Source organism: Aminobacter anthyllidis (assembly GCF_018555685.1).
Classification (GTDB): Bacteria; Pseudomonadota; Alphaproteobacteria; order Rhizobiales; family Rhizobiaceae; genus Aminobacter; species Aminobacter anthyllidis.
This window is the reverse complement of sequence record NZ_JAFLWW010000003.1, coordinates 404308-417074: the sequence shown is the minus strand read 5'-3', so window position 1 is coordinate 417074 and position 12767 is coordinate 404308. Positions and strand designations below refer to the sequence as shown.

Annotated in this window: 13 protein-coding genes and 1 other RNA gene; 12 read left to right on the top strand and 2 right to left on the bottom strand. The window is 63.5% G+C overall.

Annotated features, from left to right (window positions below; all coding sequences use genetic code 11):
• Positions 1–36 precede the first annotated feature (36 nt).
• Positions 37–939, bottom strand: coding sequence for a DMT family transporter (locus J1C56_RS11685; protein WP_214389231.1), 903 nt, complete (start codon positions 937–939; stop codon positions 37–39).
• 151 nt (positions 940–1090) lie between these two features.
• Here J1C56_RS11685 and J1C56_RS11680 point away from each other — a divergent pair, with 151 nt between their 5' ends.
• The 6 genes from J1C56_RS11680 (at position 1091) to J1C56_RS11655 (ending at position 4810) form a co-directional block, all read left to right on the top strand.
• Positions 1091–1810 (top strand): J domain-containing protein, encoded by a 720-nt coding sequence (locus J1C56_RS11680; RefSeq protein ID WP_214389224.1) that lies wholly within the window; start codon positions 1091–1093, stop codon positions 1808–1810.
• On the top strand, positions 1807–2571 hold the full coding sequence (locus J1C56_RS11675) for a peptidoglycan recognition protein family protein (RefSeq protein ID WP_214389222.1): 765 nt from the start codon (positions 1807–1809) through the stop codon (positions 2569–2571). The genes J1C56_RS11680 and J1C56_RS11675 overlap by 4 nt, the downstream gene beginning before the upstream one ends.
• A 209-nt stretch (positions 2572–2780) precedes the next feature.
• Complete coding sequence (locus tag J1C56_RS11670; RefSeq protein WP_214389210.1) at positions 2781–3437, top strand: lytic transglycosylase domain-containing protein; 657 nt, start codon at positions 2781–2783, stop codon at positions 3435–3437.
• Between the two features lie 181 nt (positions 3438–3618).
• Positions 3619–4015: RNase P RNA component class A (rnpB, locus tag J1C56_RS11665), an RNA gene on the top strand.
• Between the two features lie 142 nt (positions 4016–4157).
• The gene (locus J1C56_RS11660) at positions 4158–4439 is read left to right on the top strand and encodes a type II toxin-antitoxin system ParD family antitoxin (protein WP_214389208.1); all 282 of its coding nucleotides are present in this window, start codon (positions 4158–4160) and stop codon (positions 4437–4439) included.
• Entirely contained in the window at positions 4436–4810 is a 375-nt protein-coding gene (locus J1C56_RS11655; RefSeq protein ID WP_214389200.1) for a type II toxin-antitoxin system RelE/ParE family toxin, read from the top strand. The genes J1C56_RS11660 and J1C56_RS11655 overlap by 4 nt, the downstream gene beginning before the upstream one ends.
• Here the strand turns inward: J1C56_RS11655 and J1C56_RS11650 are convergent.
• Positions 4736–5851 (bottom strand): cystathionine gamma-lyase, encoded by a 1116-nt coding sequence (locus tag J1C56_RS11650; RefSeq protein WP_214389198.1) that lies wholly within the window; start codon positions 5849–5851, stop codon positions 4736–4738. The genes J1C56_RS11655 and J1C56_RS11650 overlap by 75 nt on opposite strands.
• Positions 5852–6256: 405 nt before the next feature.
• Between J1C56_RS11650 and mraZ the strand changes: the two genes are divergently transcribed.
• Genes mraZ through J1C56_RS11620 form a run of 6 tightly spaced genes read left to right on the top strand, consistent with a single transcriptional unit; the run spans position 6257 to position 12758 of the window.
• The gene (gene mraZ / locus J1C56_RS11645) at positions 6257–6715 is read left to right on the top strand and encodes a division/cell wall cluster transcriptional repressor MraZ (RefSeq protein ID WP_214389196.1); all 459 of its coding nucleotides are present in this window, start codon (positions 6257–6259) and stop codon (positions 6713–6715) included.
• Positions 6712–7728, top strand: coding sequence for a 16S rRNA (cytosine(1402)-N(4))-methyltransferase RsmH (rsmH, locus tag J1C56_RS11640; protein ID WP_214389188.1), 1017 nt, complete (start codon positions 6712–6714; stop codon positions 7726–7728). The genes mraZ and rsmH overlap by 4 nt, the downstream gene beginning before the upstream one ends.
• A 3-nt stretch (positions 7729–7731) precedes the next feature.
• Positions 7732–8106 carry a cell division protein FtsL gene (gene ftsL / locus J1C56_RS11635; RefSeq protein WP_214389185.1) on the top strand — a complete coding sequence of 125 codons (375 nt, stop codon included), beginning with the start codon at positions 7732–7734 and terminating at the stop codon, positions 8104–8106.
• Positions 8103–9821: a peptidoglycan D,D-transpeptidase FtsI family protein gene (locus J1C56_RS11630; RefSeq protein WP_214389183.1), complete on the top strand. Its 1719-nt coding sequence runs from the start codon at positions 8103–8105 to the stop codon at positions 9819–9821. The genes ftsL and J1C56_RS11630 overlap by 4 nt, the downstream gene beginning before the upstream one ends.
• A gap of 52 nt (positions 9822–9873) precedes the next feature.
• The gene (locus tag J1C56_RS11625; RefSeq protein WP_214389181.1) at positions 9874–11328 is read left to right on the top strand and encodes a UDP-N-acetylmuramoyl-L-alanyl-D-glutamate--2,6-diaminopimelate ligase; all 1455 of its coding nucleotides are present in this window, start codon (positions 9874–9876) and stop codon (positions 11326–11328) included.
• The gene (locus J1C56_RS11620) at positions 11325–12758 is read left to right on the top strand and encodes a UDP-N-acetylmuramoylalanyl-D-glutamyl-2,6-diaminopimelate--D-alanyl-D-alanine ligase (protein WP_214389179.1); all 1434 of its coding nucleotides are present in this window, start codon (positions 11325–11327) and stop codon (positions 12756–12758) included. Before J1C56_RS11625 ends, J1C56_RS11620 begins: the two co-directional genes overlap by 4 nt.
• Positions 12759–12767 lie beyond the last annotated feature (9 nt).

The following is a 12767-nucleotide window of genomic DNA, read 5'->3' as shown; positions in this document are numbered from 1 at the left end:
TCTTTGGCTAAAGCCTAGCTTTTCTTTGGCTAAAGCCTAGCTCGTGACCCGGGCGCGGCGGCCAAGGGCCACGATCGCGATGACGCAAAGCGCGAACGCCACTGTTTTCACGCCCACATGTTCGCCAAGCAGGAAAGCCGAGATGGCGAGGGTGACAAAGGACTGCAGCAGTTGAACCTGGCTGACGCGGGCAATGCCGCCCATGCCGAGGCCGACATTCCAGGCGAAGAAGCCCAGGAACATCGAGCCGAAGCACAGGTAGAAAAAGGCAAATGTCTGCGCCGACGAGGCGGCGGCGAACTCTGGATGCCAGCTCAGCGCCGCTCCGGGGATCGAGATCGGCGCGGTCAGGATCAGCGACCAGCAGATGACCTCCCAGCCTGGCATGCGGCGCGAAAGCTTGCCTGACACGACATAGCCGAGGCTTGCGGAGAGTGCGGCGAGGAACAGGAACAGGTCGCCTGACGAAAGCTGCATGCCGCTGTCGCTTATGGCGAAGGTGACGACAAGCGCAGCACCCGCGACACCGCAGATCCAGAAAAACACCGATGGCCGTTCGCCGCCGATGATGGCGGCAAAGATGCTGGTGGTCAGCGGCAGGACGCCGAGCACCACCCCGCCATGCGAAGCGGGTACTGTCTGCATGGCGATGGAGGAGAAGATCGGGAAGCCGAAGACCAGGAGCAGGCCGGCGAGGAACAAGGCCGGTGCATCGCTCTTCGGAAACCGCTTGCGCAGGATGAGCAGCAGCAAGGCCGCGGCAAGCGAGGCGATGGCGGCGCGGCCGTGGGTGACGAACCATGGCGAAAAGGTTGTGAGTGCAACGCGCGTCGCCGGCAAGGTGCCGCCGAAGATGACAACGCCGAGCGTGCCAAGGGCGAGCCCGATCGTCTCGCGGGAGAATGTGTGTGCCGGTTGGTTGGTGTTGCGCGCGTCCATTGCGCAGATCGATACCGACACTTGGCTTTTGCGTCGTGAAAATTCCATTGGTCCAGAATCTTGGTCCAGATGCCGGACTGTTGCCGACAAAGTTACGCCTCGCGCGCAATGGCATCTCGCATTTGCGAATGTTTCATCCTAAGAAGCGGCCATGTCGATTTGGGACCGTCTCGGCGACTTCATCGCGCGTATCTCTGCGTCGGCGGCAAATGGCGTCGCTGATGTCGTGGAGGCTGTGCGCACAGTCTTCTCAGGAGACGCCGAAACCCGTCGCCGCGTGGCGTTCTCGGTGGCGATGATCGCGCTGTCGGCCAAGATGGCCAAGGCCGATGGCGTTGTCTCCCAGGCCGAGGTTCGCGCCTTCTACGAGATATTCGCCGTTCCGCCCGAGCATGCGCGCGACGTGGCGCGGCTCTATGACATTGCCCAGCAGGATGTCGCCGGCTTCGAGTTCTACGCCGAACGCATGGCCAAGCTGTGTGGCTCAGGCCACACCAATTGCAGAATGCTCGAAGACATACTCGACGGCCTGTTCCACATCGCCAAGGCCGACGGAATGATGCACCAATGCGAGGGCAGCTTCCTGCATCGCGTTTCCGAGATCTTCCGCATCGACGAGGTGCACTACCAGACCATCGTGGCGCGGCATCTCGATCTTGGCGAGGCTGACCCCTACCGCGTGCTCGGCATCGAGCGCGGCAAGCCATTCGAGGATGTGCGCAAACACTACCGCAAGCTTGTCGCCAGCAATCATCCCGATAAGCTGATTGCGCGCGGCCTGCCCGAAGAGTTCATCAGGATCGCCACGACACGCATCGCCGCGATCAATGCGGCCTACGAGATGATCGAAAGGGGACTGCGGCACGCATGAGCGGTTTTCAACCCGACCAACCGCATGCCGAGGTACGGCTTTCGCCCAATTTCGGGCAGCGGCGCGACGAGATGAAGCCCGACATGATCGTGTTGCACTACACCGGCATGGAAACCGGTGACGGGGCCGAGGCCTGGCTGTGCAATCCGGCAAGCGAAGTGTCGTCGCATTATCTGGTCCACGAGGATGGGCGCATCGTCCAGATGGTGCGCGAAAGCGACCGTGCCTGGCACGCCGGCAAGAGCTCCTGGCGCGGCGACACCGACATCAACTCCTGCTCGGTCGGCATCGAGATCGTCAATCCCGGCCACGCGCTCGGCTACAGCTCCTTTCCCAAACGCCAGATGCAGGCTGTGATCGAGTTGTGCCTGGGCATCGTCGAGCGCCACAATGTGGCGCCGGAACGCGTTCTGGCGCACTCCGACGTTGCCCTCGGACGCAAGGTCGACCCGGGCGAGAAGTTTTCCTGGCGGATGTTGGCGCAAGCCGGCGTAGGTCATTGGGTCGCACCTTCACCGCGCAACGGGCATGCAATATTGCAACCGGGCGACGCCGGCGTGGCGGTCGAGGAACTGCAATCGATGCTGGCGCTGTATGGCTACGGCGTCGAGATCACCGGGCGCTTCGATGCCCAGACAGCGGTAACTGTTCAAGCATTTCAACGACATTTCCGCACAAGGTGCGTCGATGGCGCCGTCGATTCCTCGACACTTTCGACGCTGCGGCGATTGCTCGCCGCGCTTCCGGGCGGGCTTGACTAGCCCTGGGTTGGTGATTCGCAAGATTACAACCTGTCACGCATTGTGACTTGTCCGGCCATTTTTCCCGCTAGTTCCCCCGTCACATGCATTCCCGTGCAAGGCGCCGGCTAAATCTGCCATGCCCCAGAAGAGGGCCCTCCGGCGTTTAGGAAGGGATGCTGCGCGATGGCTTTCGGCCATCGTTCGGCCTGTTCGAGAACAAGGATAACATGAAGAATTTGACCGTTTTAGCGGTGGCATTTGCCGCCGGCCTGACCTCTTTTGCCGCTCACGCCCAGGACGGCGCTGTCAGGGCCTCGAAGGCGATTATTGAGACCAACAAAAAAGCCAACGCAAACAAGTCAAACAAGACCACCGACGATTGCCCCTACCTGTTCGGCTGCAGCGCAAAGAAGGAAGCTGCGATCGACAACTTCAAGACCGCCTCGATCGGCGCCAAGGGCGCGAAGACGGTGAAGGAGCAGGCAGGTAAGACGGCCAAGGCCGCCAAGGCGAATGCGCCCTATGGCGAGATCGTCGCGCGTTATGCCTCATCCTATGGGGTGCCGGTGTCGCTCGCCCATGCCGTGATCAGCGTCGAGAGCAACTATCGCCCGAACGCCCGCGGCAGCGCCGGCGAAATCGGCCTGATGCAGATCAAGCCGGCAACGGCACGCATGATGGGTTACTCGGGTTCGGCCAAGGGCCTGTTCAATCCTGAGACAAACATCAAGTTTGGTCTCAAGTACCTCGCCAAGGCGCATGAGCTTGCTGGAGGCACGACCTGCGGCACGATCCTCAGGTACAATGCGGGCCACGGCGCCAAGCGCATGAACCCGATTTCCGCCGCCTATTGCAAGAAAGTCCAGGCCCGCATCGGCGGCTAACGATCTCGCAGGCGATGGTTCCCAGCTGCATCAGCCCGAAAATCGGACTCGATTTTCGCAAGGCACGATGCGCAGATTCACTGAATTTGAGCGTCCTTTGTGCGTCCATTCGGATGCACGGCGCTCTGGAGGCGAATGTTTTCGTTTGCCTTTTGCGGTGTGAACCATTCTATACGCCTTGCCAGCTGGCCGGGCGGCCGCACCCGCAATTGCCGAAAGGCAGCGGGTGAGGAAAGTCCGGGCTCCATGGATACACGGTGCCGGTTAATGGCCGGCGGGGGCGACCCCAGGGAAAGTGCCACAGAAAGCAAACCGCCGCGGTTTCCGCGGTAAGGGTGAAAGGGTGGGGTAAGAGCCCACCGCGCGACTGGCAACAGAAGCGGCAAGGTAAACCCCACCGGGAGCAAAACCGAATAGGGGTGGTGCGAGGGGAAACCCTCAGGGCTGTTTCCGGCTCACCGCCCGGGTAGGTTGCGTGAGGCGCATGGCAACATGCGTCCAAGATGAATGGTCGCCACGTTCCCGTGTCGCAAGACGCGGGGGCCATACAGAACCCGGCTTACAGGCCAGCTGGCGCTGCCTCTTTGCCACATGCCTTCAGTCCCTTGTGGCCGATTTCGCGTGTCAAGCGCGCGGATGCCGGCTGCCTTTGCGCATGCTGCCGTATTCTTGATACTGGTGCGATTTAATCGTACCATCATCCAAACAGGAGCGGCAGCCATGGGCCATGTAGACAAGCGCAGCATCACCCTTTCGCCCGAACTCGCCGCCGCCGTCGATGGCGCGGTCGATGCGGGCGAATATGCGTCGGCGAGCGAAGTCATCCGCGATGCGTTGCGGCTGTGGAAAGAGCGCCGCGACCTGTTCGGCTACACCATCGACGAACTGCGGGCCCTGATCCAGGAGGGCATCGACAGCGGGCCGGGCAGTGATGGCCCGGAATTCATGGCCAGGCTGACGGCCAAGTATGAGGCGATGGGAAAAGGCGACGGCAACCGATGAGCTATCGGCTGACGCCCCAGGCCATGGCCGATATCGAGGCGATCGGCGACTACATCAGCCAATTCAATCCCGCTGCCGCGACCAAGCTGATCCGCCGGATGGCCGAGCGCTGGGAGTTGTTGGCCACGCAGCCTCATTCAGGTGCCGAGCGAACAGATCTGTTGCCGGAGTTGCGGCATGTCGTGCTGGGCGAATACGTCACGTTCTATCGGGTGGAGGGCGCCGGTATCCTTATCCTTCGCGTCCTGCATGGCCATCGCCACGTTTCGGCTGACGACGTTTCGTCCTGGCGACCGTCAACCTTCCAGTCGATCCAGCGAAACTTTCATCGCGGCCCACAGCTCCTCGACCGGCTCGCAGCCGACCGATAGCCTGACGAAGCCCGGCGTGACCGCATCGCCGCGGCGGAGCCGGCGTTCGGCGACGGTGTGCACGCCGCCGAAGGAGGTGGCCGCATGCATCAGTTCGCAACAGTTGATGAAATTCTCAGCCCGTTCCTCTGAGCCGAGGTCGAAGCTGATCAGGAAGCCGAAGCGGTCCATCTGGACACGGGCGAGGTTGTGCGACGGGTCGCCTTCAAGGCCGGGATAACGCAAGGCGCTGACGGACGGGTGGGCCTTGAGGCGCGGTGCGATGATTTCCGCCGACGAGCACATGCGGTCGAAGCGCAGTTCCAGCGTTTCCAGGCCGCGATGCACCAGCCAGGCCTCGAATGGGCCGGGGATGCCGCCGGCGTTCTGGCGCCACTCGGTGACGGCGGCGATGATGTCAGGGTTGCGGCTCGCGACATGGCCGAACAGCACGTCGGAATGGCCATTCGGCGCCTTGGTGTCGGCGGCGACGACGATGTCGGCACCAAGGTCGAGCGGCCGCTGGCCGAAGGGCGTCATCGTGGTGTTGTCGACGATGAGCAGGCCGCCGGCCTTGTGCACGGCTTCCGCCACGGCTGCGATGTCGCAGATGTCGAGCGTCGGGTTGGACGGACTTTCGACGAAGACGAGGCGATAGCCGTTGAAGCCGCCATCGAGGAAGCTTGCCGTCGGCCGCACGTCCGTCTTCACGCCGAAGGCGCCAAGGAAGCGGTCGGCCAGGATGCGCGTCGTGTGATAGCCGTCCGAGGCGACGAGAATGCGATCGCCGGTCTTGAGCAAGGCAAAGAAGGCGGCCGAAATGGCGCCCATGCCTGAAGGAAATGCCACGCATGCTGCGCCTTCGAGGTGGCCGAGCATGTCTTCGGTGGCCGACCAGTTGGCGTTGCTCAAGCGGCCATACTGGTTGAAGCCCGTGGCGTCGCCAGGTGCGTGATAGATCGAAGCCATGGTCAGCGGCACTGGGATCGGGTCGCCGACGCCAAGCTTCGAGCGGCGCAGATGGGCGAGCGTGGCGGCGCGGGCCTTCATGGTCTCGGACATGATCTCAGGTCTCTCCCCGGCAATGCAGACGACACCTCAACGCTAGGTGCTAGGTCCTTGCGCGGCAAGACGGAAAGCGGGCCGCGGCGTTGGGCCACGTAAGACTTCGTTAGCCTTAAGGGATCATAAAAATCGGGAAGCCGCGAAAGGGTCCGAAAGGGCGCTGGCGATGGCCAAGTGTATCCAGTTCCCGTTGACGCCCATATCACCCCATGTTATCCCAAATCGGTAACCATGATTTCGTTCCAGTAAAGGGTAAGGCGTTCGCCGATCCGGCAGCCGCGGCGGCTGCAGGTCGGAACGCATTGGCCCTGCGGCGGAGGCATTTTGGGATTGATCCGGGCCATCGGGGTTCGGACGGCATGACGAAGAGGGGCACGGCCACGAAGGTGGCCGGATCAGTCGATGGATCGGTTTCTGTCAAATGCGGTGAACAGGATCGATGCGAAGGGACGGGTCTCCGTTCCGGCGCATTTCCGTGCCGTATTGCAGAAGCGCGGCTATGCCGAGCTCTATGCGCTGCGGGCGCTCGACGTTCCGGCGCTGGATGTCGGCGGGCTCGACCTGCTCGACCGCTACGAGCAGCGCATCGCCCAAGAAGATCCGTTCCTGCAGACGGCGGACGACATGTCCTTTTTCATCCATGGCGACAGCACCTTCCTGAAGCTCGATCAGGACGGGCGCATTTCTGTTTCGGATTTCCTGCGCGAGCATACGGGGATCACCAGCGACGTGGCCTTTGTCGGGCGCGGACAGTTTTTTCAGATGTGGGAGCCGGAGCGGCTGCGCAGCCATGGCGCGGACGTGCGTGCCCGGCTGCTGAAGCTTCGGCAGGGGACGAAGCCTGGGGAGCGACCGGAATGACGGCTGGCCACGGCGATGACCATCTTGCTGTCGGCGGACCGGCCCGCCACATTCCGGTCCTCCTCGCCGAAGTCCTGAAGGCGCTGCACCCACAGCCGGACGACGTGGTTGTCGACGGCACGTTCGGGGCCGGCGGCTACACCAAGGCCATCCTGGCGACGGGCGCGTCGGTTGTGGCGATCGACCGCGATCCCGACGCCATAACCGCCGGGCGCGAACTCGAAGCGCAGTCGAGCGGCAAGCTTCGGCTGGTCCAGGCGCCATTCTCCAGCCTCGACGAGCATGTCGGGCTTGTCGACGGCGTCGTGCTCGACATTGGCGTGTCTTCGATGCAGCTCGACCAGGCGCAGCGCGGCTTTTCGTTCCGCGCCGACGGTCCGCTCGACATGCGCATGGCCCAGGCCGGCGCCAGTGCCGCCGACGTGGTGAATCGCTTCAAGACCGGCGATCTCGCCCGCATCTTTGGCTTCCTTGGCGAGGAGCGGCATGCCGGGCGTATTGCCCGCATGATCGAAAGCCGCCGCGAGAGGAAGCCGTTCGAGCGCACGCTCGATCTGGCCGACGCCATCGAAACCCATATCGGCCGTGCGCCCAAGGACAAGATCCATCCGGCGACGCGTGTGTTCCAGGCGCTGCGCATCTATGTCAACGACGAGCTTGGCGAGTTGGCGCGTGCGCTTTTCGCCGCCGAACGCGCGCTCAAGCCGGGCGGGCGGCTGGTCGTCGTCACCTTCCATTCGCTCGAAGACCGCATCGTCAAGCGCTTCATCACCGATCGTTCGTCCAGCCCGTCGCGTTCGCGCTACATGCCGGAGCTCGAAACCATCGTCACGACCTTCGACAAGGCCGGCGGTGCTGTCGGTCCGAGCGACGCCGAGACGGCAATCAATCCGCGTTCGCGCTCGGCCAAGCTCAGGGCAGCGGTTCGTACCACGGCCGCGCCGCGCGCCGAGGACTTCTCCATTTTCGGACTTCCGAAGCTTCCCGACGTCAGTCAGTCGGGGGAAAGGTGAGCCATGTTCCGCACCAGTGACATCGTGCTGATCGCCGTCATGGTTGGCGCCGCGGCCTTCACCTACAAGACCAAGGACGAGGCCGAGAACCAGCTCAAGGCCGTCAACAAGATCGAGGCGCAGATTCGCTTCGAGGAAGACACGATCGACCTTTTGAAGGCCGACTGGAGCCTGCTTACCCAGCCTTCGCGCCTGCAGAAGCTGTCGCAGGTCTACGAGACCGAGCTCAAGCTTCAGCCGGTGGATGCGCGCCAGATCGTCGGTCTCAACGACCTGCCTGTCCGCCCCCTGACCATTGAAGACATCACAGCGGAGCGTTTCGGCGGCGTTGCCGAAGCCGCACCTGATCAGACCGTGACCGGAGGGATTGCCCGATGATCGGCTTGCTTGGCAGGAAGCGCGGCAAGGGCGAAGGCAAGGCCTCGATCGTCGTCGACAGCGCGCGCAAGGCGACGGGCGGACGCACGCGCAATCGCGTCGTCATGACCATGGCAGTGTTCTTCGGTATCTATGCGACGATTGCCGGACGGCTGGTCTATCTCGGCATGCAGGACCCGGAAACCTCGACCGGGCCCGAATCCCGCGTCACTGCCTCGCGCCCCGACATTGTCGACCGCAACGGTGAAGTGCTCGCGACCGACATCAAGACGGCGTCGCTGTTTGCCGAGCCACGCCGTATCGTCGACGCCGACGAGGCGATCGAGAAGCTGTCGACAGTGCTTCCGGACCTCGAGGTCGAGCAGACCTACCTCAAGCTCAAGAGCGGCACCGGGTTCGTCTGGCTCAAGCGCCAGCTGACGCCCAAGCAGCAGGCCGAGATCATGCAGCTCGGCATTCCGGGCATCGGCTTCCGCACTGAAAAGCGCCGCTTCTATCCCGGCGGCGAGACGGCCTCGCACATCGTCGGCCTGACCAATATCGACAACAAGGGCATATCAGGCCTCGAGAAATACATCGACGACCAGGGCCTCGCCGACTTGCAGGCCTCGGGCCTGGCGATTGCCAAGGACCTCAAGCCGGTCAAGCTTTCCATCGACCTGCGCGTCCAGCACATCGTGCGCGACGAACTTGTCTCCGCACTGGAGAAGTACAAGGCAATCGCGGCCGGTGCCGTCGTGCTCGACGTCAAGACGGGTGAAGTGCTGGCCATGGGCTCGGTGCCCGACTTCGACCCCAACAACCCTTTCAATGCCCAGGACAAGGACCGGTTGAACCGCATGTCGGCCGGCCTTTTCGAGATGGGTTCGACGATCAAGAGCTTTACCACGGCCATGGCGCTCGATTCTGGCAAGGTGACGATGGACAGCACTTTCGACGCCCGGCGGCCGATCACCATCGGACGCCAGACGATCCGTGACTTCCACGGCAAGGGCAGGGTGCTGACCGTGCCCGAGGTGTTCATCTATTCGTCCAACATCGGTTCGGCGCGTGAAGCTGATGTCGTCGGCATCGAAGGCCACCGTGAGTTCCTGAAGCGCCTGGGCCTGCTCGACCGCATGCAGACGGAACTGCCGGAGGTTGCCCGTCCGACCGAGCCGAAGGTCTGGAAGAAGGTGCACTCGATCACGATCTCCTTCGGCCACGGCATGTCGACGACGCCGCTGCAGACAGCGGTTGGTGCCGCCGCCCTGATGAATGGCGGCAAGCTGATACCGCCGACTTTCCTGACGCGTACAGAAGCCGAGGCCAATGCGGTTGCGACGCAGGTCATCAAGCCGCAGACCAGCGAGGAGATGAAGTATCTTTACAAGCTCAACGCGACCAAGGGGTCGGGCGGTTCGGGCGCGCGGGCACAGGTCGAGGGCTACCGCGTCGGTGGCAAGACCGGCACCGCCGAGAAGGTCGTCAACGGCCGCTATTCTTCCGACGTTCGTTTCAACGCCTTTCTTGCGGCATTTCCGATGGACAATCCGAAGTACGTCGTGCTGACCATCGTCGACGAACCCAAGCGTGAACATCCGGGCGTGGGTGCAACGGCCGGCTTCAATGCGGCACCCATGGTTGCCAACATTATCCGCCGTTCGGCCTCTCTGCTTGGCGTGAAGCCAGAATTCGGCCAAGAAGGTGGTGCAACTCTGGCTTCTTATCCCTGATTCTGCAGGCGCGCCGGCGGCGCGCCGCTTTGTATGTAGCGAACGGAACTCGATGAAACTGATTGACCTTGCCGGTATCCTGCCCGTCGATGGGGTTGTTCCCATAGATGTCGAGGTGAGTGGAGTTTCGTCGGATTCGCGTCAGGTGACGCCAGGAACGCTGTTCTTCGCCGTCTCAGGAAGCAAGGCCGATGGCGCGGCCTACGCCGGCGACGCGGCCAAGCGCGGCGCGGTCGCTGTCGTCGCGGCCAAGGGTGCCGATCTGGCGTCGGCCGGCATTCCGGTCATTGCGGTCGATGATCCGCGCCAGGCATTGGCGCTTTCTGCCGCCAAGCTCTACGCCCGCCAACCCGAGACGATGGTCGCCGTCACCGGCACCAGCGGCAAGACCTCGGTCGCGGCCTTCACCCGGCAGATATGGAAGCATGCCGGCTATGCCGCGGCCAGCATCGGCACGACGGGTGTCGTAGCTCCCGGACGCAACGAATATGGCCAGCTGACAACGCCGGACCCGGTGGCACTGCACAAGCTTCTCGCCGAACTCGCAGATAGCGGCGTGACGCATGCCTCGATGGAGGCGTCGAGCCACGGCCTCGACCAGCGTCGCCTCGACGGCGTGCGGCTGGCTGCCGGCGGCTTCACCAATCTCGGCCGCGACCATATGGATTACCACCCGACGGTCGAGGACTACCACCGCGCCAAGCTGCGCCTGTTCGACACGCTTTTGCCCAAGGGCGCGCCGGCTGTCGTCTTCGCCGACGATCCATGGTCCGAGCCGACCATCAAGGCGGCAGGTGCCGCCGGCCTCGACGTGCTGACCGTCGGCCGCAACGGCCAGTTCCTGGCGCTCAAGCGCGTCGAGCACGAGCGCCACAGGCAGCGGGCCGAAATCGAATGCGGCGGCACCATCTACGAGATCGACCTGCCGCTGGCTGGCGACTTCCAGGTCTCCAACTCGCTCGTTGCTGCCGGCCTTGCCATTGCCACCGGCACCGACGTTGCCAAGGCCCTGGCTGCGCTCGAACATCTCGAAGGCGCGCCGGGCCGCCTCGATCTGGTCGGCACCACGGCGAATGGCGCACCTGTTTATGTCGATTACGCCCACAAGCCCGATGCGCTCGAAAACGTGCTCGCCGCTGTGCGACCGTTCACCACGGGCCGCGTCGTCGTCGTGTTCGGTTGTGGCGGCGATCGTGACCGCGGCAAGCGCCAGATCATGGGCGAAATCGCCACGCGGCTCGCCGACGTCACCATCGTCACCGACGACAATCCGCGTTCGGAGGTGCCGGCCAGCATCCGCGCGGCGATCATGGAGGCCGCACCTGGCGCCATCGAGATCGCGGACCGCCGCCAGGCTATCCACGAGGCCATCGGCATGCTGCATGCCGGCGACACGCTGATCGTGGCCGGCAAGGGGCACGAGGAAGGCCAGACAATTGGCTCCGAGACGCTGCATTTCTCCGACCATGAGGAAGTCCGCAAGGCACTTGCCGGAGCTGCGGCATGAGCCTTTTGTGGACCTCCGACGCGCTCGTTGAGGCAACAGGTGGCCGCCCGCTTGGCCAGATGCCGGAAGGCATAACAGGCATTTCCATCGACAGCCGCAGCCTGAAGCCGGGCGAAGCCTTCTTCGCCATCAAGGGCGACGCGATGGATGGCCATGACTTCGCCACCGCCGCCATCAAGGCCGGTGCTGGCCTGCTTGTCGTCGCAGAGGGCAAATTGCCGGCGCTTGGGCGTCTGGGCGCGCCGATGATCGTCGTGCCTGACGTGCTGGCGGCACTCGAAAAAGTCGGCATCGCGGCGCGCGCCCGTTCGCGGGCTCGTATCATCGCGGTCACCGGCTCGGTCGGCAAGACCTCGACCAAGGAAGCGCTGCGCCATTCGCTCTCGTCCGTCGGCAAGGTGCATGCGTCGGCCGCGTCGTTCAACAACCACTGGGGCGTACCGCTGACGCTGGCCCGCATGCCCGAGGATTGCGACTACGCCGTCTTTGAGATCGGCATGAACCATCCCGGCGAGATCAGCCCGCTGGTGCGCATGGTCCGTCCGCACATCGCCGTTGTCACGCTGATCGCCGCTGCCCATCTCGGCTTCTTCCGCAATCTCGACGAGATCGCCAAGGCCAAGGCCGAGATCTTCGAAGGTGTCGAACCCGGCGGCGCCGTGTTGCTCAACCGCGATGACGGCCGCTTCAAGCTCTTGGAAAAATTCGCCCGCGCCGCCGGCGTCGACAATGTCATGAGCTATGGCGAAAACGCCCGCGCCAATTTCCGGCTGCTGAAATGCACGCTCGAAGCCGATCACTCGATGATCGTCGCGCGCATCGGTGGCCGCGATGTGCCGGCCCGTATCGGTGCACCCGGGCGCCATATCGTGCAGAATGCGCTCGCCGTTCTGGGTGCCGCACATCTTTGCGGCGCCGACGTGCCAACTGTCGCCACGGCACTTGCCTCGATGACGGCGGAGAGCGGGCGTGGCCAGCGCCATATCCTGCAACTGCCGAACGGGCCGATCACGCTGATCGACGAGAGCTACAACGCCAATCCGGCGTCGATGAAGGCGGCGATCGAGCTGCTCGACGCGACGCCGATCCAGGGTGCCGGCCGGCGCATCGCCGTGCTCGGCGACATGCTGGAGCTCGGCAGCCATTCGGCCAAGCTGCATCAGGCGCTTGCCGAGCTGATCGGTTCGACAAGGACCGACATGGTCCTGATGGCCGGACCGGAAATGAAGGCACTTGCCGATACGCTGCCCGAGGGGTTCAGGGCCGAATATCGCAGCGGTGTCGAAGAGCTGAAATCCGTCCTGTTCAATACGCTTCAGCCCGGCGACGCCGTCATGATCAAGTCGTCGAAGGGCATTGGCTTCAATCGGCTGGTCGAAGCGCTCATCAAGACATTCCCGGCTCAGGCCGGCAACATCACACCGACCTGACGAGGTCTC